The 26023-nt window shown below is 41.5% G+C and carries 19 protein-coding genes, 2 tRNA genes and 3 rRNA genes; 19 read left to right on the forward strand and 5 right to left on the reverse strand.

Annotation, left to right across the window (positions count from 1 at the left end):
* Positions 1-94: 94 nt before the first annotated feature.
* The 4 genes from MP622_RS00460 to MP622_RS00475 form a co-directional block, all read right to left on the reverse strand.
* A complete protein-coding gene (locus MP622_RS00460) occupies positions 95-922 on the reverse strand; it encodes a carbon-nitrogen hydrolase family protein (RefSeq protein ID WP_243791980.1) in 828 nt (275 codons plus the stop codon).
* 24 nt (positions 923-946) lie between these two features.
* Positions 947-1468, reverse strand: a complete 522-nt coding sequence (gigB, locus tag MP622_RS00465; RefSeq protein ID WP_044738938.1) for an anti-anti-sigma factor GigB — start codon at positions 1466-1468, stop codon at positions 947-949.
* A gap of 113 nt (positions 1469-1581) precedes the next feature.
* Positions 1582-2550, reverse strand: a complete 969-nt coding sequence (gigA, locus tag MP622_RS00470) for an RsbU family protein phosphatase GigA (RefSeq protein ID WP_044738937.1) — start codon at positions 2548-2550, stop codon at positions 1582-1584.
* Positions 2551-2653: 103 nt separating this feature from the next.
* Positions 2654-3577, reverse strand: coding sequence for a VacJ family lipoprotein (locus MP622_RS00475; protein ID WP_044738936.1), 924 nt, complete (start codon positions 3575-3577; stop codon positions 2654-2656).
* A 565-nt stretch (positions 3578-4142) separates the two neighbouring features.
* Here MP622_RS00475 and MP622_RS00480 point away from each other — a divergent pair.
* From MP622_RS00480 to hisC, 14 genes are all read left to right on the forward strand, one after another.
* A 16S ribosomal RNA gene (locus MP622_RS00480) occupies positions 4143-5679 on the forward strand.
* A gap of 61 nt (positions 5680-5740) precedes the next feature.
* Positions 5741-5817, forward strand: a tRNA-Ile gene (locus MP622_RS00485).
* Positions 5818-5865: 48 nt separating this feature from the next.
* Positions 5866-5941 (forward strand) — tRNA-Ala (locus MP622_RS00490).
* Between the two features lie 384 nt (positions 5942-6325).
* Positions 6326-9217, forward strand: a 23S ribosomal RNA gene (locus MP622_RS00495).
* 207 nt (positions 9218-9424) lie between these two features.
* Positions 9425-9539 (forward strand): 5S ribosomal RNA (gene rrf, locus MP622_RS00500).
* Together the 16S, 23S and 5S rRNA genes with 2 tRNA genes alongside form the textbook arrangement of a ribosomal RNA operon.
* 112 nt (positions 9540-9651) lie before the next feature.
* A complete protein-coding gene (locus MP622_RS00505; RefSeq protein ID WP_243791981.1) occupies positions 9652-9975 on the forward strand; it encodes a cupin domain-containing protein in 324 nt (107 codons plus the stop codon).
* Positions 9976-10332: 357 nt separating this feature from the next.
* Positions 10333-11784 carry an RNA polymerase factor sigma-54 gene (locus MP622_RS00510; protein ID WP_243791983.1) on the forward strand — a complete coding sequence of 484 codons (1452 nt, stop codon included), beginning with the start codon at positions 10333-10335 and terminating at the stop codon, positions 11782-11784.
* A 169-nt stretch (positions 11785-11953) separates the two neighbouring features.
* Positions 11954-12286, forward strand: a complete 333-nt coding sequence (gene raiA / locus MP622_RS00515) for a ribosome-associated translation inhibitor RaiA (protein WP_016167325.1) — start codon at positions 11954-11956, stop codon at positions 12284-12286.
* Between the two features lie 138 nt (positions 12287-12424).
* The gene (gene ibaG, locus MP622_RS00520) at positions 12425-12676 is read left to right on the forward strand and encodes a BolA family iron metabolism protein IbaG (protein ID WP_016167324.1); all 252 of its coding nucleotides are present in this window, start codon (positions 12425-12427) and stop codon (positions 12674-12676) included.
* A gap of 6 nt (positions 12677-12682) precedes the next feature.
* Positions 12683-13942 carry a UDP-N-acetylglucosamine 1-carboxyvinyltransferase gene (murA, locus tag MP622_RS00525; RefSeq protein ID WP_044740847.1) on the forward strand — a complete coding sequence of 420 codons (1260 nt, stop codon included), beginning with the start codon at positions 12683-12685 and terminating at the stop codon, positions 13940-13942.
* Entirely contained in the window at positions 13939-14640 is a 702-nt protein-coding gene (gene hisG, locus MP622_RS00530) for an ATP phosphoribosyltransferase (protein ID WP_243791995.1), read from the forward strand. The genes murA and hisG overlap by 4 nt, the downstream gene beginning before the upstream one ends.
* Before the next feature lie 145 nt (positions 14641-14785).
* Positions 14786-15448 (forward strand): DUF4272 domain-containing protein, encoded by a 663-nt coding sequence (locus tag MP622_RS00535; protein WP_243791997.1) that lies wholly within the window; start codon positions 14786-14788, stop codon positions 15446-15448.
* 118 nt (positions 15449-15566) lie between these two features.
* A complete protein-coding gene (gene hisD, locus MP622_RS00540) occupies positions 15567-16871 on the forward strand; it encodes a histidinol dehydrogenase (protein WP_026441186.1) in 1305 nt (434 codons plus the stop codon).
* A gap of 240 nt (positions 16872-17111) precedes the next feature.
* Positions 17112-18200 carry a histidinol-phosphate transaminase gene (gene hisC / locus MP622_RS00545; RefSeq protein ID WP_016167319.1) on the forward strand — a complete coding sequence of 363 codons (1089 nt, stop codon included), beginning with the start codon at positions 17112-17114 and terminating at the stop codon, positions 18198-18200.
* Here hisC and pabB read toward each other — a convergent pair.
* On the reverse strand, positions 18197-19534 hold the full coding sequence (gene pabB / locus MP622_RS00550; protein ID WP_243791999.1) for an aminodeoxychorismate synthase component I: 1338 nt from the start codon (positions 19532-19534) through the stop codon (positions 18197-18199). The two genes, hisC and pabB, sit on opposite strands and share 4 nt — an antisense overlap.
* 257 nt (positions 19535-19791) lie before the next feature.
* Here pabB and MP622_RS00555 point away from each other — a divergent pair, with 257 nt between their 5' ends.
* From MP622_RS00555 to filE, 5 genes are all read left to right on the forward strand, one after another.
* Entirely contained in the window at positions 19792-20775 is a 984-nt protein-coding gene (locus tag MP622_RS00555) for a DUF6160 family protein (protein WP_243792001.1), read from the forward strand.
* Positions 20776-20976: 201 nt separating this feature from the next.
* Complete coding sequence (locus MP622_RS00560; protein WP_044740841.1) at positions 20977-21810, forward strand: C39 family peptidase; 834 nt, start codon at positions 20977-20979, stop codon at positions 21808-21810.
* A gap of 41 nt (positions 21811-21851) precedes the next feature.
* Positions 21852-22946, forward strand: coding sequence for a transporter (locus MP622_RS00565; RefSeq protein ID WP_243792003.1), 1095 nt, complete (start codon positions 21852-21854; stop codon positions 22944-22946).
* A 12-nt stretch (positions 22947-22958) separates the two neighbouring features.
* Positions 22959-24623: an outer membrane protein transport protein gene (locus MP622_RS00570; RefSeq protein ID WP_104441485.1), complete on the forward strand. Its 1665-nt coding sequence runs from the start codon at positions 22959-22961 to the stop codon at positions 24621-24623.
* Positions 24624-24688: 65 nt separating this feature from the next.
* Positions 24689-26014: a putative pilus assembly protein FilE gene (gene filE / locus MP622_RS00575; protein WP_243792005.1), complete on the forward strand. Its 1326-nt coding sequence runs from the start codon at positions 24689-24691 to the stop codon at positions 26012-26014.
* Positions 26015-26023 lie beyond the last annotated feature (9 nt).

Below are 26023 nucleotides of genomic sequence, written 5' to 3' on the forward strand. Positions count from 1 at the left end.
ATGGGGTGAATATCTTAAAGCTATGCCAAAGGATTAATTGAATACAGAGTTTTTCTACTCTAAATATTGAAATTTATTAGGAAATAATAGCCTTTTAACCGAACTGAACCAATCGGCGATGTTGCATTAAGGGCATCGACTCACGAATTTGTTGTTGTTCTGGTAAGTCAAAAGGAACGGTAATGAGTTGTGTTCCTTCAGTTGTAATCAGATCCAGCACTTGTCCACGACTATTGGTGGCAGCAGTATGCCCCCAAGTTTGACGTTTTTCACCATGCCAACCTTGTTGAGCAGCTCCGAGCACTTGGCATTGACTGTCCATGGCACGTGCTTGTAAAAGTAATTGCCAATGCATTTGACCAGTGGTGTAAGTAAAGGCAGATGGGGCAGTTAAAATATTGGCACCACGCGCACGTAAATGTAAAGCCAATTCAGGGAAACGTAGGTCATAGCAGACCATCATCCCAATGTTGCCAAAAGGAGTTTGTGCAACAACAATATCTGAGCCTGGTTCAAAAAACTTGGATTCTTGGTAGCCACCTACAGCATCGCCGACTTGTACATCAAACAAATGAATTTTGTCATAACGAGCTTCAGTGCGTTCGGGGCTAATACACAAACTTACTGTGCGTACACGACCATCTTCAATCACAGAACCATCTGGGCGGAATGGGCAAGGTAAAGTCCCAGCAATCAGCCAAATTTGATACTGGTGAGCTAAAGCTTCGAGTCGTTTTTGAATGCTTTCAAACTGTTCTGCTGTTTCGCGTTGTTTGCCAGCAGCGAAACATACGAAATTTTCTGGAAATACGACCAAGGAAGAACCCTGTGCCTTACTCTGTTGAATCAATGATTCGATGATCTTGAAGTTTTCTTCAATGTCATTTTGAGAATTCATTTGAGCAACAGAAAGTAAAGACATGAGTTTATCCTTGTAGCAACTACATTAAGCGTTCTGTTGATGAGACGCTTGTTCCAAATTATCTTGTTCTTTTTGGAGTTGTTTGACTAGTGGTTCAAACATATTTTGATTATTTTCGTTCAATTTCATTAAGGTTTTGTGTGCATCAAGTACGGTTGTCAACATACTTGAATTTGTCACGTGTTCTTCCATTAACTCACGTGTGCATACGCTTGGATCACCGCAGTAATTCAAGATCACAAAAACCTGACCTAAGCCCATACTATTGGCTAAAGTCGTAATATCTGGATTAGTAGATAACATGACAGCCTGAATGTTATGCGCTTGTTTTAGCTTCAAACCAAGTTTCGCTAAAATGCCTAACACTGTGCTATCGATGAACGTAGTTTGGGTTAAATCTACGATTGCCCCAACGACATTCGACTGTTGTTCAATACGGTTTAAAAGTTTGTCTAGACTGATACAAGATTGGGCTCGCACTTCGCCAATAAGCTTAAAAATATGCGTTCCGTCCAAACTTGCATATTCAACATGACCTGTTGACATATAAATGCCATTTGCAGAGAAGGATTGTAAAATTATCACATAGGGCAAGTGTAGACTCAAGTATTCTTGAGTCGTAGATACCTATTAAAATGTTTAAATTATTGAAAATTAAACTAATTCATTCTACATAAACTTAAGATGGCAATATCATCCGCCACGTGTTCAGGTGCTTGGAATGATTGATTTTGCAAATGGAAGACCAATTGTTCGAATTGTTCGTTCAATCCACCATCAAATGGTTCAAGGGCGCCATCAGAACAAATAATGAAACGAGAGTGTTTATTTAATACACATTCAAATTCTTCTACTTCTAAATCTTCAGTTAAACCAAGTGGAAAACTGCTGGTATTTAAAATTTTAGGTGGATGATTGGGTTCAAACATAATTGCTGGAGGGTAATGTCCTGCACTTGACCATTTCAATACATGGGTTTCTAAATTGAGCGTGCCCGCAATCATGGTGATGTGCTTTTCAATATTTTCTTGTACCAACATCCCATTCAGTTTCTTAATCAGCTCTCTTGGGGTTTTCGAGCGGCCATGAAAAGCAGCCATCCATGAGGTGAGTAAGCTACTGGTAACCCCATGGCCAGAAACATCGGCTAAATAGAAAATTATTTCTTTGTCGCTGAGTTTCCAATAATCGTACCAATCACCAGAAAGATAAGCTGAGGGTTGAAAAAGTGTTTCAACTCGATAGTTCGTTAATTCGATAGGATTGGGAAGTAGACGTTTTTGTAGTTCAGCTGCTGAGGGAAGATCACGACTATCTTGATTACGCTTGTACTGGGCATCAATTTTTAATAATGAATGTTCTGGATTCGCAGGTAAGCGATTCCAGATCCACCCCGCAAGTGCACCGAGTTCCCAAGCTTGGGCTAAAGCTGTACCTTCATTTTCAAAAGCCATCACTATGGTGGGTAAATTCCACTGATGGATCAGATAATCTTGTACATCGGCAATCGCAATAATCGTAGGATCATACAAGTCAATATCATCTATTTGAATCATTTGTACGCTTGGAAGTGTATTAATGACTTGATCTAAATAAGGAATATTGCGCGTTGGTTGAATGAAATACATATATATATTGTATGATCCTTTAGCTGTACTCGTTAGATGTACTATATCAATCAAGTAATTGCTAGAAAAAATAATGCTTTTCAGTGCAAATAAGTTTTACAAATTATTCAGAAGGCTTTGAAGTATCTTCATCTGGAGTGTCATCAATACCATCATCCGATTCCTCATCCACAAATGAAATAGTATCGGCATCTAGTCCTTGCTTTTGTGCAATCTCAAAATTCTTACGTTGTAAGTAAATATCACGAATCGCGGCATAGCGGTCACCTTGTAGTACATCTTCTACATCCAGAATTTGTGCACGTGCATCAATCCCACGTAAGAGTTGATCCGACCAATAAACACCATCGTTATTGTCAAACATATACTTTTGTGGTCGTGCTTGACCATCAACAAAGAAACCAATGCCATCTCGGAAAGTACTTGGGCCAATAATAGGTAAAACTAAATACGGACCAGATGGCACGCTGTAATAACCAAGCGTCGTACCAAAGCCTTCTTCTTCCATATCCAAACCCAAACGTCGTGCAGGGTCTGCAAAACCTAAAGTTGTTACGGTGTTAATAGTAAAACGTCCTAAAGATTTCGCAGCACGTGATGGACGGCCTTGTACTAATTGATTGACGGCATTCCAAGGTTCATTTAAGTTTTTACGAAATGAACGATAAGCACCACGGACGCTATCAGGCACTTTAGTTTTATATTGTACCGCTATTGGTCGCGCAAAATTGCGGTCTAAGAAATCATTAAACGCAAATGTTTCACGATTTAATGCTTCTAGAGGATCTTTGATGCTATCAGGTTGAGCTGCATTTGCATTCACTTTTAAATCATTTGCTTTTACATTTTTGAGTTCTTTTAATGATTCAAGTCTAGAAACTTGAGTACTTGATGATGCATCAGGTGTAACTTCATTTATAGGAGTGTCACTTGAAGCTGTCGCAGATAGATCATCATTTGCTTGAACGGTAGAAGCAAAACTAACAGCTAAAAGTGTCGCACATAAATAATAGTGAGTATGTTGCATAATAGATCCAAGACAGCGCTTAATGTCATAAGTAACACAAGAAGTCTAAAATAATTAGAGTATAGAATGTATTGTAACAGTTGTTTTCTTCATAGTATTAAAACAAATTTGATCAAAATATGTAATAAAAAGGATTTTTCGTTGATTAAATAACCAATTAAATGCTTTTTTTGAATAAATTGGGGAAATGATATTGCAACGAGTTGAGAATGCTGTAGAATGCACATCCATCGGCGGTGATGCAGATAAAAACTTGTTGATTAACAAGGATTTAGCTTGGTAGTTAAATTTTTAGATTGATTGAATGAGTTTTAAAAATATCGAAATTACCTGTTGACTTTGATTTAGATTAGAGTAACATAGCCGACCTAGCTTGATGATGACGAATCATCGAGAAGATCATTAAGAGATTATGAAGAACAACTTGTGTGGATTTTTACTGATTGATTGATCGAAATTATTTTCATTGATTGATGGTAGAAATTACTCGAAGTTTATTTGAGAAATTAATGTCAGAAAATTGATGAGCCAGATTTGGTGTTTAGAATAAAGCACTATTGATTTTAAACTGAAGAGTTTGATCATGGCTCAGATTGAACGCTGGCGGCAGGCTTAACACATGCAAGTCGAGCGGAGCGAGGGTGCTTGCACCTTAGCTTAGCGGCGGACGGGTGAGTAATGCTTAGGAATCTGCCTATTAGTGGGGGACAACATTCCGAAAGGAATGCTAATACCGCATACGCCCTACGGGGGAAAGCAGGGGATCTTCGGACCTTGCGCTAATAGATGAGCCTAAGTCGGATTAGCTAGTTGGTGGGGTAAAGGCCTACCAAGGCGACGATCTGTAGCGGGTCTGAGAGGATGATCCGCCACACTGGGACTGAGACACGGCCCAGACTCCTACGGGAGGCAGCAGTGGGGAATATTGGACAATGGGCGGAAGCCTGATCCAGCCATGCCGCGTGTGTGAAGAAGGCCTTTTGGTTGTAAAGCACTTTAAGCGAGGAGGAGGCTCTTAAGGTTAATACCCTTGATGAGTGGACGTTACTCGCAGAATAAGCACCGGCTAACTCTGTGCCAGCAGCCGCGGTAATACAGAGGGTGCGAGCGTTAATCGGATTTACTGGGCGTAAAGCGTGCGTAGGCGGCTGATTAAGTCGGATGTGAAATCCCTGAGCTTAACTTAGGAATTGCATTCGATACTGGTCAGCTAGAGTATGGGAGAGGATGGTAGAATTCCAGGTGTAGCGGTGAAATGCGTAGAGATCTGGAGGAATACCGATGGCGAAGGCAGCCATCTGGCCTAATACTGACGCTGAGGTACGAAAGCATGGGGAGCAAACAGGATTAGATACCCTGGTAGTCCATGCCGTAAACGATGTCTACTAGCCGTTGGGGCCTTTGAGGCTTTAGTGGCGCAGCTAACGCGATAAGTAGACCGCCTGGGGAGTACGGTCGCAAGACTAAAACTCAAATGAATTGACGGGGGCCCGCACAAGCGGTGGAGCATGTGGTTTAATTCGATGCAACGCGAAGAACCTTACCTGGTCTTGACATAGTAAGAACTTTCCAGAGATGGATTGGTGCCTTCGGGAACTTACATACAGGTGCTGCATGGCTGTCGTCAGCTCGTGTCGTGAGATGTTGGGTTAAGTCCCGCAACGAGCGCAACCCTTTTCCTTATTTGCCAGCACTTCGGGTGGGAACTTTAAGGATACTGCCAGTGACAAACTGGAGGAAGGCGGGGACGACGTCAAGTCATCATGGCCCTTACGACCAGGGCTACACACGTGCTACAATGGTCGGTACAAAGGGTTGCTACCTAGCGATAGGATGCTAATCTCAAAAAGCCGATCGTAGTCCGGATTGGAGTCTGCAACTCGACTCCATGAAGTCGGAATCGCTAGTAATCGCGGATCAGAATGCCGCGGTGAATACGTTCCCGGGCCTTGTACACACCGCCCGTCACACCATGGGAGTTTGTTGCACCAGAAGTAGCTAGCCTAACTGCAAAGAGGGCGGTTACCACGGTGTGGCCGATGACTGGGGTGAAGTCGTAACAAGGTAGCCGTAGGGGAACCTGCGGCTGGATCACCTCCTTAACGAAAGATTGACGATTGGTAAGAATCCACAACAAGTTGTTCTTCATGACGATGTATCTGAGGGTCTGTAGCTCAGTTGGTTAGAGCACACGCTTGATAAGCGTGGGGTCACAAGTTCAAGTCTTGTCAGACCCACCACTACTGACGAAGTACGGAAGATCAGAAACATTGACTTATTGATAAGCTGGGGACTTAGCTTAGTTGGTAGAGCGCCTGCTTTGCACGCAGGAGGTCAGGAGTTCGACTCTCCTAGTCTCCACCATCACATTGCATTGCAATGAGCTAAGAAACAAGCAAACGAAGTATTAGATTATAGAAATTAATAAGAAGTTAGCGTAATATGCGCGTCTTGTTAACTTCTGTGATTTATCACAGTTTACTGCAAGCTGACGAGGCTGTAGTTAATCATTAACAGATTAGAAAATTGAGTCTGAAATAAATTGTTCACTCAATGACGAAGAAAGAAGAAGTAATTCTTTGATCTAAGTTGATTGAGAACTAGCAAAAACACTGAATCAAGCGTTTTGGTATATGAATTTAGATTGAAGCTGTACAGTGCTTAAGTGCACAGACAACAAATCAGTAGCAATTAAGTTTGCAACGATAACACTCACTTGTATGTGTTAGCGACTGTTTGGGGTTGTATAGTCAAGTAATTAAGTGCATGTGGTGGATGCCTTGGCAGTCAGAGGCGATGAAAGACGTAATAGCCTGCGATAAGCTCCGGGGAGGCGGCAAATATCCTTTGATCCGGAGATTTCTGAATGGGGGAACCCACCTACTATAAGGTAGGTATTGCAACATGAATACATAGTGTTGCAAGGCGAACGAGGGGAAGTGAAACATCTCAGTACCCTTAGGAAAAGAAATCAATTGAGATTCCCTCAGTAGCGGCGAGCGAACGGGGAAAAGCCCATTAAGTCATGTAAGTTTTAGTGGAATGCTCTGGGAAGTGCAACCATAGTGGGTGATAGTCCTGTACACGAAAGGGCTTACATGATGATGTCGAGTAGGGCGAGGCACGTGAAACCTTGTCTGAATATGGGGGGACCATCCTCCAAGGCTAAATACTCCTGACTGACCGATAGTGAACCAGTACCGTGAGGGAAAGGCGAAAAGAACCCCTGTGAGGGGAGTGAAATAGATCCTGAAACCGCATGCATACAAGCAGTGGGAGCCGACTTGTTCGGTGACTGCGTACCTTTTGTATAATGGGTCAGCGACTTACATTCAGTAGCAAGGTTAACCGTATAGGGGAGCCGTAGAGAAATCGAGTCTTAATAGGGCGTTTAGTTGCTGGGTGTAGACCCGAAACCAGGCGATCTATCCATGAGCAGGTTGAAGGTTGGGTAACACTAACTGGAGGACCGAACCCACTGTCGTTGAAAAGCCAGGGGATGACTTGTGGATAGGGGTGAAAGGCTAATCAAGCCTGGTGATAGCTGGTTCTCCCCGAAAGCTATTTAGGTAGCGCCTCGGACGAATACCATAGGGGGTAGAGCACTGTTTCGGCTAGGGGGTCATCCCGACTTACCAAACCGATGCAAACTCCGAATACCTATGAGTACTATCCGGGAGACAGACTGCGGGTGCTAACGTCCGTAGTCAAGAGGAAAACAATCCAGACCGCCAGCTAAGGCCCCAAAATCATAGTTAAGTGGGAAACGATGTGGGAAGGCATAGACAGCTAGGAGGTTGGCTTAGAAGCAGCCACCCTTTAAAGAAAGCGTAATAGCTCACTAGTCGAGTCGGCCTGCGCGGAAGATGTAACGGGGCTAAAACTATGTGCCGAAGCTGCGGATTTGACATTAGTCAAGTGGTAGGGGAGCGTTCTGTAAGCCGATGAAGGTGTATTGAGAAGTATGCTGGAGGTATCAGAAGTGCGAATGCTGACGTGAGTAACGACAAAACGGGTGAAAAACCCGTTCGCTGAAAGACCAAGGGTTCCAGTCCAACGTTAATCGGGGCTGGGTGAGTCGACCCCTAAGGCGAGGCCGAGAGGCGTAGTCGATGGGAAATTGGTTAATATTCCAATACTTCTGTGTAATGCGATGAGAGGACGGAGAAGGTTAAGTCAGCCTGGCGTTGGTTGTCCAGGTGGAAGGTTGTAGGCATGTATCTTAGGCAAATCCGGGGTACTCTATGCTGAGAACTGATAGCAAGCTGTACTTGTACAGTGAAGTGGCTGATACCATGCTTCCAGGAAAAGTCTCTAAGCTTCAGTTACACAGGAATCGTACCCGAAACCGACACAGGTGGTCAGGTCGAGTAGACCAAAGCGCTTGAGAGAACTCTGCTGAAGGAACTAGGCAAAATGGTACCGTAACTTCGGGAGAAGGTACGCTGCTGACGGTGATGGGACTTGCTCCCTGAGCTATTGGCAGCCACAGAAACCAGGCCGCTGCAACTGTTTATTAAAAACATAGCACTCTGCAAACACGAAAGTGGACGTATAGGGTGTGATGCCTGCCCGGTGCTGGAAGGTTAATTGATGGGGTTAGCGTAAGCGAAGCTCTTGATCGAAGCCCCAGTAAACGGCGGCCGTAACTATAACGGTCCTAAGGTAGCGAAATTCCTTGTCGGGTAAGTTCCGACCTGCACGAATGGCATAATGATGGCGGCGCTGTCTCCAGCAGAGGCTCAGTGAAATCGAAATCGCTGTGAAGATGCAGTGTACCCGCGGCTAGACGGAAAGACCCCGTGAACCTTTACTGCAGCTTGACATTGAACTTTGACCTTACTTGTGTAGGATAGGTGGGAGGCTTTGAAGTTGGAACGCCAGTTCCAATGGAGCCGTCCTTGAAATACCACCCTGGTAATGTTGAGGTTCTAACTCTGTCCCGTTATCCGGGACGAGGACCATGTCTGGTGGGTAGTTTGACTGGGGCGGTCTCCTCCTAAAGAGTAACGGAGGAGTACGAAGGTGCGCTCAGCGTGGTCGGAAATCACGCGTAGAGTATAAAGGCAAAAGCGCGCTTAACTGCGAGACCCACAAGTCGAGCAGGTACGAAAGTAGGTCTTAGTGATCCGGTGGTTCTGTATGGAAGGGCCATCGCTCAACGGATAAAAGGTACTCTGGGGATAACAGGCTGATACCGCCCAAGAGTTCATATCGACGGCGGTGTTTGGCACCTCGATGTCGGCTCATCTCATCCTGGGGCTGAAGCAGGTCCCAAGGGTATGGCTGTTCGCCATTTAAAGAGGTACGCGAGCTGGGTTTAGAACGTCGTGAGACAGTTCGGTCCCTATCTACCGTGGGCGCTGGAAATTTGAGAGGATCTGCTCCTAGTACGAGAGGACCAGAGTGGACGAACCTCTGGTGTACCGGTTGTGACGCCAGTCGCATCGCCGGGTAGCTATGTTCGGAAGGGATAACCGCTGAAAGCATCTAAGCGGGAAGCCTACCTCAAGATAAGATTTCCCTAGGACTTTATGTCCTCTAAAGAGCCGTTGAAGACTACGACGTTGATAGGTTGGATGTGGAAGCATAGTGATATGTGAAGCTGACCAATACTAATTGCTCGTGAGGCTTGACTATACAACACCCAAGCAGTTGTATTTAAAGCTTATAATCGATTCATAAAAGATCAGTTAACCCTGATCTGAAACAAAAAACTTGATTTAGTGAAAGCTAGAACATAAAATTCGACTCAGTTAACTAATCCGTTAATAACTCATTTGGAAAAAACCTTGGCACATACAGAAATGTAAACTTAAGACCAAGCAAGTATCCATAAACAGTTGTGCTGGCGACAATAGCAAGAGTGAACCACCTGATCCCTTCCCGAACTCAGAAGTGAAACCTCTTAGCGCTGATGGTAGTGTGGGGTTACCCATGTGAGAGTAAGTCATCGCCAGCTCATTAATTCAAACACCCCCTTCTAATAAGAAGGGGGTGTTTTTTTATATGGAAAATAATGAATAGATGGATAAGATATAATTGGATAAATTACATAAGACGAATCTATAAGAATGAATTCAGTTAATATATTCGATTCACTGCCAAAAGATCTAAGCGTAGAAGTAAGTGAAGAGATTATTCATGCTTTAACCATAAGAATAGAGCGTATTGTTTCTAAAGGACATAGCTCTCCTGATAAAGGTTGGTATGATCAGGATGAGAATGAATGGGTCATGGTTGTTGAAGGGAAAGCAATACTAGAATTTGAGGGCGGTTCAAAACGTGAGTTGTCCACGGGCGATTACATCAATATTCCTGCACACGTTAAACACAAAGTGGTTCAGACGGATCCTAACCAAATCACCATCTGGCTTGCGGTCTTTTATTCTTGCTAATAGCCTCGAATAGATTCTGTAGAATTCGACTTAGGCACGTAATGTACCCTGAGTTTGTATAAAAACTTATCGCAGACTTACTTGGCATAAATATTTGAAGATATGGTTTAAGCATTCGTGGTATTACCAATATCACGTAATTTATCTACTTAAAATTACTCAGGTAATAATCTGCTTAGCCTTATACTTATTATTGAATTGTTAATTTGAGGGGAGATCATGGTGATGATAAAGAGAACTGCGGATTACATAAATTATAGATAAAACTTTGTATGATTTTTAATAAAACTATGCTATAAAATTGCAAAGCGGCATAAAAATTGCTTGTATTTGTTGATTAATAATGAGTAGGGTGATATGAAGTTATCGGTTGGGCTTAAAGTTGCGAACTCATTGTCGCTGACTCCTCAGTTGCAACAGGCCATTCGTTTGCTTCAATTGTCTAGTTTAGAGTTGGAACAAGAAATTCAAATTCAACTCGACAGTAACCCATTATTGGAAAAAGTAGAAGAGCAAAATAGTGTTGAAAGTTTATCAAGCTTAGAAAAAGAACATGATAATAACGATTTGACTAATCAATTGAATGCAGATCATTTACCAGATGATTTACCCGTCGATACGGATTGGGATGATGTTTATATTCATCAATCAACTAGTTTGGGCAGTCCAGAATTTGAAGAACGAGAAGATAATCGCCAAGGTCATATAGGCTTAAAAGAGCATATGCTTGAGCAAATTAATTTACTTCATTTTTCTCAGATTGATCGTTTAATTGCCTACTGCATTATCGACTCATTAGATGATAAGGGGTTTTTGGATGTAGAGATTTCAGAGATTACGGCATCAGTCCAACATCTTTTGGCATCTATGGATTATGATGAAGTTATCGAAGATGAAGAAGTTATAGTCGTTTTAAAGCATATCCAACGTCTTGATCCAATTGGGATTGGCGCTAGAAATCTGGCTGAATGTTTAATGGTTCAACTAGAAAGTTTACCTGTACAAACGGCTTATCGCCATGAAGCGATAATTTTACTTAAACATTATGAATTGCTGATTTCGAATGAACTGGCTAAGTTGCTTAAACAAACGGGGTTGAATACTGACCAACTCAAAGCTGCGGTAAATTTATTAAAAACATTAAAAGCACATCCAGGACTTGAGTTTGAGGATAAAGATTCTGATTACCAAATTCCTGATGTGGTGGTCATGAAGCGCAATGATCATTGGCAAATTCAGTTAAATCCTGATGTGATGCCTAAATTAAGAGTTAATTCATTTTATGCCAATATGATTCGCCGAGCTGATCAAAGTGATGAAAATCAATATTTGCGTAATCAAATGTTGGAAGCTAAAAACTTCATTAAAAGTGTAGACGAACGCCATAAAACCTTGTTGAAAGTGGCTTCTTGCATTGTTGAGCATCAAAAAGCCTTTTTAGAAATCGGTGCTGAAGGGATGAAACCTTTGGTGTTGCGTGATATTGCAGAAGAAGTTGAGTTGCATGAGTCAACAGTCTCGCGCGTGACAACCAATAAGTATATGTTGACTCCGCGTGGGTTATTTGAATTGAAGTATTTTTTTTCAAGTCACGTGGGTACAACATCGGGTGGGGAAGCCTCTTCTACAGCCATTCGTGCGAAAATTAAGAAAATGATTGCCGAAGAGAATGCACGTAAGCCATTGTCCGATAACGCGATTGCGAATATGTTGAAGGAAGAGGGAATTGATGTGGCACGGCGTACGGTTGCAAAGTATCGTGAATCGTTACATATTCCATCTTCTTCCGAGCGAAAAGTCTTGATCTAAAATTTAAAGTATGGCTATTCTAGAGATTCATTATGACGAAATAATGAATCTCTTTTTTATTTTAAAGGACTGTTGAAATGGCTTGATCAGATTGTGCAGATTCTTTTCTGGCTGTGAAACATTTCGGCTGTATCTTTGCTAATCCTAAAAGAAGGTGAGGGATAGAATTATGCAAATAACAATTCGTGGTCATCATTTAACTATCACCCCTGCAATTGAAGAAAATATTCGTGAAAAATTTGCCCAAATGACGAAACATTTAGATCAAGTCAATAGTATGCAGGTGAAGCTATCCAAAGATCATCAAATTGATAAACATTCTAAAAAAGGTAGTTCGAATCATATTGCGGAAGCCATCATTCGCTTACCGGGTATAGAGTTGTTTGCACAGGCCACGGCAGATGATATGTACACTTCAATTAAAAAATTGACGGAAAAATTAAAACGACAATTACATAAACATCGAGAATTACAAATGGATCATGCCCCAGTTTTAGCTTAATCTGGATTCCGATCTGAGGAGGTTTGAATAAACCTCCTTTTTTTATCTATAAAAATTGTGCGATGAATGCTTTATTTTACTTGATTTATAGTAAAATGGCGGGTTTTACACCATTGGTCCTGTATAGAGGTCTTTGTCATGAATAGTGAACAGCTCACTGAAATTTTGAAAACTGCTTTTCCTGAAGCTGAAGTAGCAGTTAGTGGGCAAGCGGGCAAGTTTGATCTTCGAATTGTTGATGATCAGTTTGAAGGAAAACGTCCTGTTGCGCGTCAACAGACTGTTTACGCTCCGTTGAACTCTTACATTGCAAGTGGTGAAGTCCATGCTGTGACCATTCGCGCAATGACAAAAGAAGAATGGCGCAAAGCTAGCCTTTTTGGAGCTTAAAAATTAATGGATAAATTTTTGATTCAAGGTGGTGTTAAGCTCGAAGGTGAAGTTCGAATTTCGGGTGCAAAAAATGCTGCCTTGCCATTGCTTGCAGCGATGATTTTGGCAGATTCGCCGATCAAATTGACCAATGTGCCGCATTTAAAAGATGTAAATACCTTAGTGAAGTTGATTGCAGGTTTAGGCATCACCATGACTTATGAAGGTGATACGGTTACTGCAGATACGTCTACTTTAGATAACCAGTTTGCACCTTATGAATTGGTTAAGACCATGCGTGCTTCAATCTTGGTGCTTGGCCCTTTAGTTGCACGTTATGGTAGTGCGAAAGTTTCTTTACCAGGTGGTTGTGCAATTGGTTCACGCCCAGTAGATCAGCACTTAAAAGCACTTGAAGCTTTAGGCGCTGAAATTGAAGTTGAAAATGGCTATGTGCTTGCCAAAGTCGATGGTCGCTTAAAAGGTGGCGAAGTTGTCTTTGATATGGTGACCGTAGGTGGTACTGAAAATATCTTAATGGCGGCAGTTTTGGCGGATGGTGTCACCACCATACGTAATGCTGCACGTGAACCTGAAATTACCGATCTTGCGAAAATGTTGATCAAGATGGGGGCGAAAATTGAAGGTTTAGATACGGATACATTAATTGTAACTGGTGTAGAAAGCTTACATGGTTGTGAATATGCCGTTGTAGCCGATCGTATTGAGACAGGTTCATATTTAGCTGCTGCTGCGATTACGGGTGGTCGTGTGAAGACCACGCATACTGATCCAAGTTTAATGGAGTCAGTGTTAGAAAAGTTTGAAGAAATGGGTGCGGAAGTCACCCGTGGTGAAGATTGGATTGAACTGGATATGATGGGCAAACGTCCTAAAGCAGTGAGTTTTCGTACATTGCCGCATCCAGATTTTCCGACAGACATGCAAGCACAGCTTATGGCTGTAAACGTGATTGGTCGTGGTTTTGCGACTATTTCAGAAACGATTTTCGAAAACCGTTTTATGCATGTGCCTGAGTTGTCTCGTATGGGGGCAAATATTGAAGTTGAAGGAAATGATGCAATCGTAACTGGCGTCGAGAAGCTTTCTGCGGCACCCGTGATGGCAACAGATTTACGTGCATCATTCTCTTTGGTCTTGGCTGCATTGGCTGCCGAAGGTGAAACATTGATTGACCGTATTTATCATATTGATCGCGGTTACGAAGATGTTGAAGCAAAATTACAAGGTTTAGGTGCTCAAATTAAGCGAGTAAGTGCATGAGTGACATGAGAAACGATGATCCTAATTTCAATGTAATGGGCAATTTTGATCATGGTTTAACATTGGCATTAAGTAAGGGGCGTATTCTCAAGGAAACTTTACCCTTACTTGAAACAGCGGGTATCAATTTACTCGAAGATCCAGACAAATCCCGTAAATTGATTTTTCCGACCACACATAAGCAAGTCCGTATTTTAATTTTACGTGCTTCAGATGTGCCGACCTATGTAGAAAATGGTGCGGCAGATATTGGTGTTGCGGGTAAAGATGTGCTTATGGAACATGGCGCACAAAATGTCTATGAACCATTGGATCTTAAAATTGCCAACTGTAAATTGATGACGGCTGGTAAGGTCGGCATGGAGCGTCCGAAAGGTCGTCTGAAAATTGCAACTAAGTATGTCAATTTAACACGTCAATACTATGCTAGCTTAGGTGAGCAGGTCGATGTGATTAAGCTTTATGGTTCTATGGAGCTGGCACCATTAGTTGGTTTAGGTGATTACATTGTCGATGTGGTTGATACCGGAAATACCTTGCGTGCCAATGGTTTAGAACCTTTAGAAGAAATTTGTAAAGTGTCTTCTCGTTTGATTGTAAACAAAGCCAGTTTTAAGCGTAAACAAGCCTTGTTAAATCCAATTCTTGCACAGTTAGAAATAGCAGTTGAAGAACGTCAAAAGGCAAAACACGCGTAATTAAAATGATATTCTAAAACCGCCTTTTGGGGCGGTTTTTTAATTTTTCAACAAACAGAATAAAATCATGATGTTAATAAATGACTGACTTAACGATATATGAATGGTTTAATGTGCTAGCACTTTTTGAATAATGAAGAGTCATATGAAAACTCCAGAACAAAGAAAGCAAGCATCCATTTTAAAATTACAATCACAATCTGTGCCTTATATTGACTGGCTACCTTATATTGAAGCTGCGGATGAGATTGAACCAAGGTCAGCAGAACAAATTGCAAAACGAGCAATTGCATGTCTATTGGTAATTCAAGCTGCTTGTGACCTTAACCATGATCAGTTTGATGATGAAACTCAAGCTTTCATCATAGATCTCATACAGAAATTTGATGTTTGGTCTGAATTGACGCCAAAAGAACTGGCGATTATCCATCGTGAGGGCACGACACAAGATGTAATTAATATGATCTGGAAATATGAAGCCTATTGGACGTTACTTTGGGCACTCGGTGTAGTTGAGGAGCTAGATTATCCTGCAAACATTGCAGATTGTGATTTTGCGATTCAGGCCGTTTCTTCATGTGACTCTTTTGATGCATTTATGGCACAAGTAAAACTGAGAGATATTGAAGAATTATTGGATGAAGCGGATTTGATCTATCGTTATGATTGGGCATGTGTCGATGCTCGACTCAAACATCAGCAAGCACCAGCGGGTTTAAATGCGTCGGTTGTATTAGAGCGGCATGGTGCTTTAAATTGGTTAATACAGCGCGATGGTGATTGGGATCATCCCGATGTGAACACTTAATCCAGCCTTTTTATATTGATGAAAGTCATTTCCGATGGGACTAAATTGAAATGCTGATGTTATCTTGCCCACAACTTCATGGAAACAAGGTAAACTAACGCTTTCCAATTCAAACCTTGTGGGTAAATTGATGCGACGTTTATCGACTCAAGATCAAAACTTCAAGCAAGCTTTTGCTGACTTGTTAGCTTTTGAAACTGTAAGTGATCCTGAACTTTTAAAAACCGTAGATCAAATCATCGCTGATGTTCGTCAGCACGGTGATGCTCATGTTCTAAAACTTACCCAACAATTCGATCGACATCCAGCGCATCAATTTTCAGATCTAGAATTAACCCAAGCAGAACTAAAAGCTGCATTTGAGGGTTTAAACTCGGAAGTGCGTGAAGCACTTGAGTTTGCCGCAGAACGCATTCGCGAATTTCACCAAGCGCAAAAACAAGAAGGATGGACTTATGTTGATGCTTTGGGTAATACCTTAGGTCAAAAAGTAACCCCTTTAGATCGGGTGGGTATTTATGTGCCTGGGGGGTTGGCTTCATATCCATCTTCTGTATTGATGAATGCTGTACCAGCTCATGTGGCAGGTGTACCTGAAATTATTATGGTGGTTCCAGCACCGAATGGTGAGTTAAATCCATTGGTTCTTGCTGCTGCACATTTGGCAGGGGTAACTCGCGTGTTTACCATTGGGGGGGCGCAAGCGGTAGCAGCTTTGGCTTATGGTACTGAAACCATTCCAAGTGTAGATAAAATCACTGGACCAGGTAACCGTTTTGTCGCTGCTGCGAAACGTGCAGTGTTTGGCCAAGTTGGCATTGACATGATTGCAGGTCCTTCAGAAATTTTGGTGTATGCTGAGGGTGAAAATGATGCGAAATGGCTCGCTATGGATGTATTGTCCCAAGCCGAGCATGATACCGTCGCTCAAGCCATTTTCATTACACCTGATGAGCAACTACTGAATGAGGTTGCTCAAGCCGTAGAAGAGCATTTAGCCGTATTGCCGAAAGCTGAAATTGCGCGCACTTCAATTGCAAATCGTGGGGCTTTGGTCTTGGTTAAAGACCGTCAAGAAGCGATTGATCTTATTAACCAAGTAGCACCAGAGCATCTGGAGCTGTGTCTAGATGAAGCACAAGAAATGGCAGAAGATATTCGCCATGCAGGTGCAATCTTTATGGGACGTTACACTCCAGAAGCAATTGGTGACTATTGTGCTGGGCCAAACCACGTTTTACCAACTTCAGGTACAGCGCGTTTTTCATCGCCACTCGGTGTATATGATTTTCAAAAACGTTCAAGTTTGATTATGTGCTCTAAAGCAGGGGTAAAACCGCTGGCAAAAACCGCTGATATCTTGGCTCAGCAAGAGAGTTTAGATGCTCATGCTCGCTCGGCACGCTACCGTTATCAAGATTAGGTTTGATATTCCCTTCTGCATCTCATATGGAGAAGGGAGCATCTTGAGCAGACAGAACTCTAGAGCTTGAGTTTAATATGATTTGTCCAACGTCTGATTTACAGTCTAAATAAGGTTTAGGTAGAGTTAGAACAGCAATGTTAGAGATGTATGCAGGATTCAATCCATCAAGCAACATTAAAAACTTTTGCCTCAGCTTAGATGAGTAGTCTTGGACACAAAAAGATAAGAGAAATGAAGATGTCAATCACTACTGAACAAATGCGTTTTTGGAGCCCTGAAGTACGTGAATTAGAACCGTATGTACCAGGCGAGCAACCCAAAATTCAAAATTTATTAAAATTAAATACCAATGAAAATCCATACCCACCATCCCCGAAAGTCGTAGAAGCTGTACAAGCGGTACTAGTAGATTCTGCGGATGCCTTACGTTTATATCCAGATCCTGATGCTTCCGCTTTAAAGCAGGCGATTGCTAAACAACAAAATGTTGCATTGGAAAATGTTTTTGTTGGAAATGGTTCAGACGAAGTTTTGGCACATATCTTTAAGGCTTTTTTTGTCCAAGATAAACCCATCCTTTATCCTGATATTACCTACAGTTTTTACCCTGTTTATAGTCAATTTTTTGGTGTCAAAACCAAAGTTTTACCCTTGAATGATGCTTTTGAGATTGTGGTCGATGATTATAAGCAAGCCAATGGCGGCATTATTATCACTAATCCGAATGCACCAACCAGTATTGCCTTAGGTTTGCAAGCCATTGAAGAAGTCTTGCAAGCCAACCCTGATTCAGTGGTGGTCATTGATGAAGCTTATGTCGATTTTGGTGCTGAATCTGCGGTTAAATTAGTGGAAAAATATGAGAATTTGGTGGTTTGTCAAACCACATCTAAGTCTCGTTCACTGGCAGGTTTACGTGTAGGTTTTGCCATTGCACAACCGCATTTAATTGCTGCATTAGAAGCGGTAAAAAATAGTTTTAACTCTTATCCAATGGATCGCTTTGCGATTGCTGCAGCCGTGGCCTCTTTTGAAGATCAGACGTATTTTGAACAGCAATGTGAAAAAGTCATTCGTAGTCGTGAAAAATTGGTCAATGAACTACAAGAGATTGGTTTCGTGGTATTGCCATCTAAAGCCAATTTCATTTTTGCATCTTTACCGAATAAAGATGCAGGTGAGTTAGCTGCTGAATTACGTGCGTGTGGCATTATCGTGCGTTATTTCAATAAGCCACGCATTAATCAATTCTTGCGTATTACCATTGGTACCGATGAGCAAAATCAGCGTTTGGTTGAAACCTTAAAGCAAGATATTTTGGCTTAAGATTGCGGCTTCTGCCATGTGTTGAGCAAATCCAGCATGGCAGAAACTTTATCAAAACATTCTTGATATTCAGCATCGCAGTCAGAGGCAATCGTGATGCCACCGCCTGCCCACAAAGAAATATCCTGTTGATATTTCTGAATAGAACGAATCAAAATATTCCATGAACCTGTGCCATTAAAATTAAAATAACCCAAAGATCCACAATAAGCCCCACGTGGCGCGCCTTCTAATTCCTCAATGATTTGCATGGCACGAATTTTTGGTGCGCCTGTAATGGAGCCACCAGGTAGCGCTGCCAATAACACATCTAAAGCTTTGACGTTCGGCTTCAGGGTTGCTGTAACCTCACTGACCATGTGATGCACTTGATTAAATGATTCAATCTCAAATAATTTAGGTGTTTTAACTGTCCCTGTTTCTGCATAAACACTTAAATCATTGCGTAACAAGTCTACGATCATGACATTTTCAGCCTGATCTTTAGGAGAGTGTTGCAATTGGTGTTTAGATTGCGCATCGCGCTCTGCATCTGCATAACGTGGCATAGTGCCTTTAATCGGTTTAGTTACCAGTTTTTTTTCTGCTAAAAATTCGATAAACAGCTCTGGAGAGCAGCTCAGTAATTCGAAGTCTTCAGTTTTTAAATAACCTGAATAAGGTGCATCCGTTAACTGCCAGAACGCTTGTGCCACAGAGAGTAAACGCCCTTCAGCTTGTCCTTTAAATTCTTGGGTCAGGTTAATTTGATAACAATCACCAGCCTTAATATATTCTTGAACTTGTGTAAAAGCCGCTTGATATTGTTGTTTATTCCAACGTGCATGACAGCTTTGTGTAAGTTGTAATTGGGGACTTGACGATGTCGATTCTAATTTATTTTGAATGAATTCGAAAAGTTGTTCAGCTTCTGGCTCATGACTATAAAAATACCAAGCATCATCCTGAAATTTTAAATAAGTTTGAAATACCCCAAGCCATAAACTAGGTTGATTTCTTGAGTGAATATTCACGTGTTGTGCACTGGCAAAATCATAACTGATAAAGCCCATGAGGCCACCCTGAAATCCATCAGAATTTACCTGAATATCTTCGGACTGATTGAAGCTTAAATTTGATTCAATCCGTTCATATTGGTCAATCTGTTTTCTTTGGTAAGTTTGACAGATGCCATTTTTTACACATTCAAATTGATTTGGGAGAAAAGCAATGACCGGGCTTTGATTGTTTTTTAAATAAATTAAATGCGGAAGATCATCTAGACGTAGCAGAATTTCTTGAACATTAATAGGTTGATTAAAAATAACATTTTGGAAAATAGAGGGGGTGGTCATATGCTTAATAAAGCTGGCATTAAAACAATATTTTATATTTTACTCGAATGTGAATGAAACAACATAGTAAATACCGTTTGTCGGCAAGATTCACATTGCGACCAACAGCAGTTGAACAAAAAATAACAGACCTATAACGTTATGGGTGCCAACGGATCACTCAAGGAACTATGTACTGTTGTCGAAAAACAAATAAAACAACAGATACATCGAGTGGTTGACATTAAAGAAAAAGAATACTCTTGGGAGAGTGGAACATGAAAAAATTGACTAAACTTGTTTTAGTTTCTTCAATGGCTATTAGCGCGAATGCGATGGCTATGCAAGCAATGGATGATGCTTCATTAAGCGCGGCAACGGGTCAAGATGGTTTAAATATCGGTATTGGCATTTCTAAAGTCGAAATTGAAAAATTATTCATTCATGACAATGACGGTCTTGCAACAGCGGGATTGGGTGGTACTTCAACTGCTGGTGCCATTGTAATTAAGGGCAATGGTACAGGTGCTACGGCAACTAAAGGTATTGTGATTGGTGCTAACTATGATAATGCGGGTGCATACTTACTCGCTTCACGTAACCTTGCAGACTTAACCATTGACACGGATGCAGGTACTTCAGGAACAGGCGGTGCGTTCCTGAACATTGGTGCACAAGTTTCTGGCTTAGATATTAAAATTGGGGAAATTGGCGTAACAGGTTCAGGTGCGCTTCCAACAGCAGCTTCAACCAACATTCGTCGTGGTGGAGATGATGCTAACTACAATGCAATTTTATCGGGTCTATCTTTAAAAACAGGTCCTATGTCTGCCAATATTCAATTGGGTGCAGCACCACAAGGGGCGATGGTGAAGTTGAATGCACAGATGATCGGTGGTTTAGAAATTACCAACCTCGGTATTTTGGATAACTCAACCAAACAAGGGACTGGTGATGGTACGACTGGTAACCGTGCAGCAGGTCAAATCTTCGTTGACAGCATTAAAGTTGCGGATGCTAATGCGAAAGATTTAACCTTGAATCAATCAATCAGCGTGATTGGTACAGAAGGTGCAAACAAAGGCTATTTACGTATTATCAGCTCTAGCGGTGCAGTAGATAACTATGTGAAAGGTGTACATTTGGGTAGTCAAGCTGCCGCATCAATTGGTGATGTGGAAGTACAAGGTTTACAAACCTATTTCAGCCCATCTTTAGGTGTTTACACACCAGGTGCAGTGATTACGATTTCTGGTCACTAATCCTTTCGTAGAAAAAGCGCGTGAATTCACGCGCTTTTTTTTTACAAAAAACCATTCAGTTCATCTAAAAATGTAAGAAAAAGCTGTTTCTTTTTTGAAAAAACAGGTATGTTGTCAAAATACAAGGAAGTATAGAGTTTTTACTCTAGAAAAATAATAAATTTCAGGCACGTCATGCCGAACACCAGAAAGTTAGGGAATATGTTAGAGATCGCATTGGGCTCGGCATTGATGTATTATTTTGCCACACAAGCCTTTGAAATAAAAGAAAAACCTCCTGAGGCAGTTTATTACACTGAAACATTGGATTCACGGCAAGATTCCTTTACCCGCATGCACCGTGAAACCGTTCAAATTCAACCTGCATTAATTGATCAATTTCGTGGCATTGTACGTCAAGCCTATGACTATAGCTGTGGATCTGCTGCCTTAACGACATTGCTCAATGGTTATGTCGGTACACAGTTGACGGAACAACAGACCATGACTGGCTTACTCAAGTTTGGAGAGTCAGAGCGAATCATTGAGCGTCGCAGCTTTTCACTACTGGATATGAAGCGTTTTGTCGCGGCACTAGGTTTAGAAAGTGGTGGGTATAAAGGTGAGTTTTCAGATTTAGTCGCACAGGGACAGCCAGCCATTGTTCCAATTTCTTATGCAGGGTTTAAACATTTTGTGGTGTTTAAAGCCTATAAAGATGGTCGTGTTTATGTAGCAGATCCTGCTTTGGGAAACATTAGTTTTGATGAGGAACGCTTTAAGCAAGTTTGGGAAAATAACACTTTATTTCTAATTAGTGTTCCACCAGAACAACGTAAAAATTTATTGGCATTACAGGATAGTGATATGCGCCATGTTGAGGATGCAACAGTAAACCGTTATGCACTGGTTGATATTCAATATCCTCAGTTTTATATGGAAAAATTGGCAGATCGTGGGGCAACGATCTCAAGAATTGTCAATAATAACCCAGAATCAGAGATGAACGGCCAATATGTCGATCAACATTTACGCCTATATTACAAGAGCAAATAGAGCGGTTTAAAGCAAATAAAAAAAGAATAGAGTGGACGGAAATGAAAAATCAATGGATGAATAAAACTTTATTGGTGCTAAGTATTCAAATTTTGATGGGGACTGCTTATGCAGCCGATATGACAGCTGAAACACAGGGAACAACCGTTGGAGCTCAAGAAACAGCAGTTGCATCAAGTGTAGAAACCAATACCACACCACCACAACAAGCTTCGAGTGCTTTGCAGCAACAAGAAGGTGATGCGACTAAACAGACCAATCTTGAAGAAGTATTTACCTCAAACGAGCGTCAATATTCTTTAATTAAAAAAGGGGATATTTCTGCATTTTATGATGTGGATTATACCTATTATCGCGATACCCAATTAGATTTAGAAATGGCACAAGGTAGTCTGTATCAATTACGCGTACAGGAAAATGCCAGCCACACCTTGACCAATACTTTTACTGTACAGTACGGGATACTCGATAATTTAACTTTTACAGCTTCATTACCTCTCGTTGCAAAGACGGATAATTTAAAAGATACCTCTACCGCAGGCTTAGGGGATATCTCTTTAGGTACACGTTGGGAACCATTTCCGCTTAAAACTGGACGTTTACCTTTAATTTTATTTGGAAACATCTCGACCAAAACAGGCGATAGTCCTTATGAAATTAATCCAACTTCCGACTTGGCGACCGGTAAAGGTTATTATTCAGCAGGTGTAGGTGCCAGCACACGTAAGTATATTGATCCTGTAGTACTTTTTGCTTCTGTATCTGCGAACTATGGTTTCAAAGAGTCAGGTTTAGATCAGCGTCGTGGTCCGCGAGTCATTGAAGAATTTGATCCCGGTATTAGCGGAGGTTTTTCATTCGGTTTCGCCTATTCATTTAACTATGATGTGTCTATGACCATGTCATACCAGCAGAGTTTCAATACGGGTGCAGAATTTACATATACCTCAGGTGAAAGTTACTCACCAGCCGATCAAACCAGTTCAACCTTTGCGATTTCATTGGGCGTACGTGTGTCACCAGACACCATTGTGAATGGCACTTTAGGTATTGGCTTAACAGAAGATGCACCTGATGTCTCTTTAGGTTTGTCCTTCCCATTAGATATTGCAGGTTTCGGTAAAAAAATCAGCTAAGAGGGCAGTCGCATGTACAAGGTACGACTTAGCCCGTTAGTTTCAGCGATAGTTTTATCGGGCTGTTCAAGTATGGCTTTTGCTCAACTCGGGCAAAATTTGTCAGTAGATATTCGATCACTTGCGATGGGGAATGCGGTCACAGCCGATCCTCCAGGAGTAAGTGCGGTACATTATAACCCTGCGGCATTGACGAAAATTGAAGGTTTGCAAACCGATGTACAGGGGATTCTGGCAGACTTTAATATCAAACGTCAGTATTCAGTACCTGAAGGCTATAACGTTTTTGGTTATTCAGATGACCCTTTGGTGTGTAATGATGGTCCTGAAGTGGCTTCAGACATCTGTACAGATTACAAAGGCTCTGTAAATGGCGATGTAGAATATATCAGTCTGTATGTGCCTTTTTTAAAGAAAGTCGTCGATTTAGGTGAAGGTATGCCTATGCTTGCACCAACGGCGGGTGCAGCATATAAACCACCTGGTTCGAAAACTACTTTTGCCACAGCATTTTATGCACCCTTAGTGGCTGGATTTGGTGCAGAAAACGGTAATCCAAGTAACTTTATGGGACAACAGGTGGCATTGGAGCGCTTTACCTATTTGTCACCATCGATCGCTTATGAAGTCAATGATGAACTTTCCATTGGTGCATCCGTGGGCATGTCTTATCAAGCTTTTGCTTTAAAAACAGATTTGCGTTTCCCGAATGAAATGATTGGGATGTTACGCATGATTGATGAGGTGGTTTGTACCCCATTTAAAGACAACTCGGATGTGATTACCGATATTTTATTACTCGGAATTTGTAATGCTCAAGAAGGAATGAATCCATTTGGCCGTTTTGGTCGGATGGAGGTCGCGATGGAGCAATCCTTGAGTCCGAGTTTTAACCTTGGGGTGATGTGGGAACCCACCGACGAATTTAGCTTTGGTATGGTGTATCAAAGTGCTTCAAAAATGCGTTTGAAGGGGAAATACACGATTGATAACTCAAAAGCGCCACGTGAGTTAATCAATGGTTTGATGTCTTCGCCTACAGGGCAGATTCTTGCGGCAATTTTAGGTTTTCCACAAAGTATTCCTGCGACTGAATCAGGTCTAGTGTCGATGGATTTTGAATATCCACAGCATATTCAGGCAGGGATCAAATATATGCTTCTGCCCGATTTACAAGTCAATGTGGATGTGGGCTGGACAGATTATCGCGCATGGGACAAGTTCAAATTTGAGTTTGACCGTTCTATCTCGGCATTAAAAATTGCCAAACTCCTTTCGCCAGAGATTACTGACAACAGTTTGTCATTGCCTTTGAAGTTTGACTCCCCTTGGAACTATGGCATCGGGATTGAATATTCGGCAACTGATCGTTTGAAGTTACGGGCTGGATATGAACCAAGAACCAGCGCCATCCCTGATGACAAACGCAATACCATGGTGCCTATTAATAATGCGCAATTATTTGGTTTGGGTGTGGGTTATCGCTTCGATGCCGATACAGACTTAGATTTATCCATTGGTTATTTACGCAGTAAAGACAGTATTCCTGCCAATACCAGTACTTTATCGAACCAAACTGGGGTGAATAATATTTTACTCAACCCATACGCGGGCTTAAACGTAAAAACCGAAACCAATATCACTATTTTAGGCTTGAGTTATCGTACAAAATGGTAAGACAAAACAATAAAGCTAAGCGGTTTACGTGGGTGTCATCATCGACTTGGGTTTTATGTGGGATGATGGCACTGTCTGTAAATGCGGGTGAGTTTTATACCATCATTGGGCCAGATGGTCGTCCAATGGTGATTCCACGTGTGCCTGCTGAAACCCAAAAAGTGGAAGCTCAATCTCAGGTTGAGCTTCCATCAAAGCAAAAAACGGAACGAGAAAAAATGAAAGTAAAGGATGTACCGTCTGTTCAGGTGGTTCAACCGATGCCAAAAGTACAAGTTGTTGTACCACCAACTGTTGCCGTTGAAAAAGTTGAATCTCAAGTAAAAACTAAACCTCAACTTGCTGAAGTGCAAAAAAATCCTGTCGTAGTACAGTCAGAAATAGTTGATAAAAGTAAATCTATTCCATCAACAGATCATGCAAAAATAATAAACGATGTTGAGCCACAAGTCGCTGTAACAGCAAAATCTACTGAAATTCCAAAACAAGTGAATGAGCAGCTCAGTCAGCAAATTACCACGCCTCAAACACCGCCTGTGGAATTTGTTCAATCCGCTGTAACTCAGAAAGCAACTTCTGCACAGGTTGAGCGAGCACTTCATAAAATTGAAACCAATGTGGCCATTGAAAAAGCCACACAATTAAAAAGCAAACAAGAAACCAGTTCGATGTCTTCCGAACCCTTGCAAGATGGATTTTTAGACATCAATGGGGATCGTTATGTGAAAAATGAATATTTAGAAGGGAAAGAATTTAATTTAGAAAATAAAAAACGCTTTTATGTCATGCCTGAAGGTGTGATGGATAAAGAATTAGGTCCACCTCGTTTGCAAGTGGTTGAACGTGAAAAAGGGGTGAATCAAGGTGTACTTGACCGATTATTTAAGAAGAATAATCCAGTTGAAAACTCAGTGATTACTTTATCGACCCAGTATTATCCCATTGCAAAAGATCAAGTGGTACAGAGTTTGGGGCAAAGCTGTTATCGCGATAAAAAAATACAAAAAGCAAAATTACTCAAAGCTCAGCAAGACGTCAATTTATGGCCTCGCCAACCGTTAAAGGACCATTTTGATTATGAAGTGGTGGAAGTGCAGACGGGCATTAAAAATGTGCAACTCAGTTCTTATGCCTCAAGTCAAAATCAACCGAGTTATTACTGGCCTTTAGTGGCTTTTCTGGATGAGTCTGGTTGTGTCATTGAAGGCGTGACTGGTTTTAAAAATCAGGACCGTGCCGAAAACAAATATCGCCATGCTGTGATAGACGGCATGTTACAGCTACCTGCACAAACTCGATATATTTTTATGACCCCTTTACTTTCAGCAGTGGATGTTGAAGAGCAAGCATTAAGCAATCAAGGACAAATCAAACTGACCGCGGTTCGTTAGTTAGAAAAA

Origin of the sequence: Acinetobacter sp. PK01, from assembly GCF_022819285.1 — a bacterium.
Classification (GTDB): Bacteria; Pseudomonadota; Gammaproteobacteria; order Pseudomonadales; family Moraxellaceae; genus Acinetobacter; species Acinetobacter tandoii.

Excerpts from the sequence above, each read along its gene's own strand:
- gigA (WP_044738937.1), bottom strand. The coding sequence starts at position 2,550 with ATGTATTTCATTCAACCAACGCGCAATATTCCTTATTTAGATCAAGTC.
- MP622_RS00505 (WP_243791981.1), top strand. The coding sequence starts at position 9,652 with ATGAATTCAGTTAATATATTCGATTCACTGCCAAAAGATCTAAGCGTA.
- MP622_RS00560 (WP_044740841.1), top strand. The coding sequence starts at position 20,977 with ATGTTAGAGATCGCATTGGGCTCGGCATTGATGTATTATTTTGCCACA.
- raiA (WP_016167325.1), top strand. The coding sequence starts at position 11,954 with ATGCAAATAACAATTCGTGGTCATCATTTAACTATCACCCCTGCAATT.
- ibaG (WP_016167324.1), top strand. The coding sequence starts at position 12,425 with ATGAATAGTGAACAGCTCACTGAAATTTTGAAAACTGCTTTTCCTGAA.
- MP622_RS00535 (WP_243791997.1), top strand. The coding sequence starts at position 14,786 with ATGAAAACTCCAGAACAAAGAAAGCAAGCATCCATTTTAAAATTACAA.
- MP622_RS00460 (WP_243791980.1), bottom strand. The coding sequence starts at position 922 with ATGTCTTTACTTTCTGTTGCTCAAATGAATTCTCAAAATGACATTGAA.
- pabB (WP_243791999.1), bottom strand. The coding sequence starts at position 19,534 with ATGACCACCCCCTCTATTTTCCAAAATGTTATTTTTAATCAACCTATT.
- hisG (WP_243791995.1), top strand. The coding sequence starts at position 13,939 with ATGAGTGACATGAGAAACGATGATCCTAATTTCAATGTAATGGGCAAT.
- MP622_RS00565 (WP_243792003.1), top strand. The coding sequence starts at position 21,852 with ATGAAAAATCAATGGATGAATAAAACTTTATTGGTGCTAAGTATTCAA.
- MP622_RS00555 (WP_243792001.1), top strand. The coding sequence starts at position 19,792 with ATGAAAAAATTGACTAAACTTGTTTTAGTTTCTTCAATGGCTATTAGC.
- gigB (WP_044738938.1), bottom strand. The coding sequence starts at position 1,468 with ATGTCAACAGGTCATGTTGAATATGCAAGTTTGGACGGAACGCATATT.
- hisC (WP_016167319.1), top strand. The coding sequence starts at position 17,112 with ATGTCAATCACTACTGAACAAATGCGTTTTTGGAGCCCTGAAGTACGT.
- MP622_RS00510 (WP_243791983.1), top strand. The coding sequence starts at position 10,333 with ATGAAGTTATCGGTTGGGCTTAAAGTTGCGAACTCATTGTCGCTGACT.
- MP622_RS00570 (WP_104441485.1), top strand. The coding sequence starts at position 22,959 with ATGTACAAGGTACGACTTAGCCCGTTAGTTTCAGCGATAGTTTTATCG.
- filE (WP_243792005.1), top strand. The coding sequence starts at position 24,689 with ATGGCACTGTCTGTAAATGCGGGTGAGTTTTATACCATCATTGGGCCA.
- murA (WP_044740847.1), top strand. The coding sequence starts at position 12,683 with ATGGATAAATTTTTGATTCAAGGTGGTGTTAAGCTCGAAGGTGAAGTT.
- MP622_RS00475 (WP_044738936.1), bottom strand. The coding sequence starts at position 3,577 with ATGCAACATACTCACTATTATTTATGTGCGACACTTTTAGCTGTTAGT.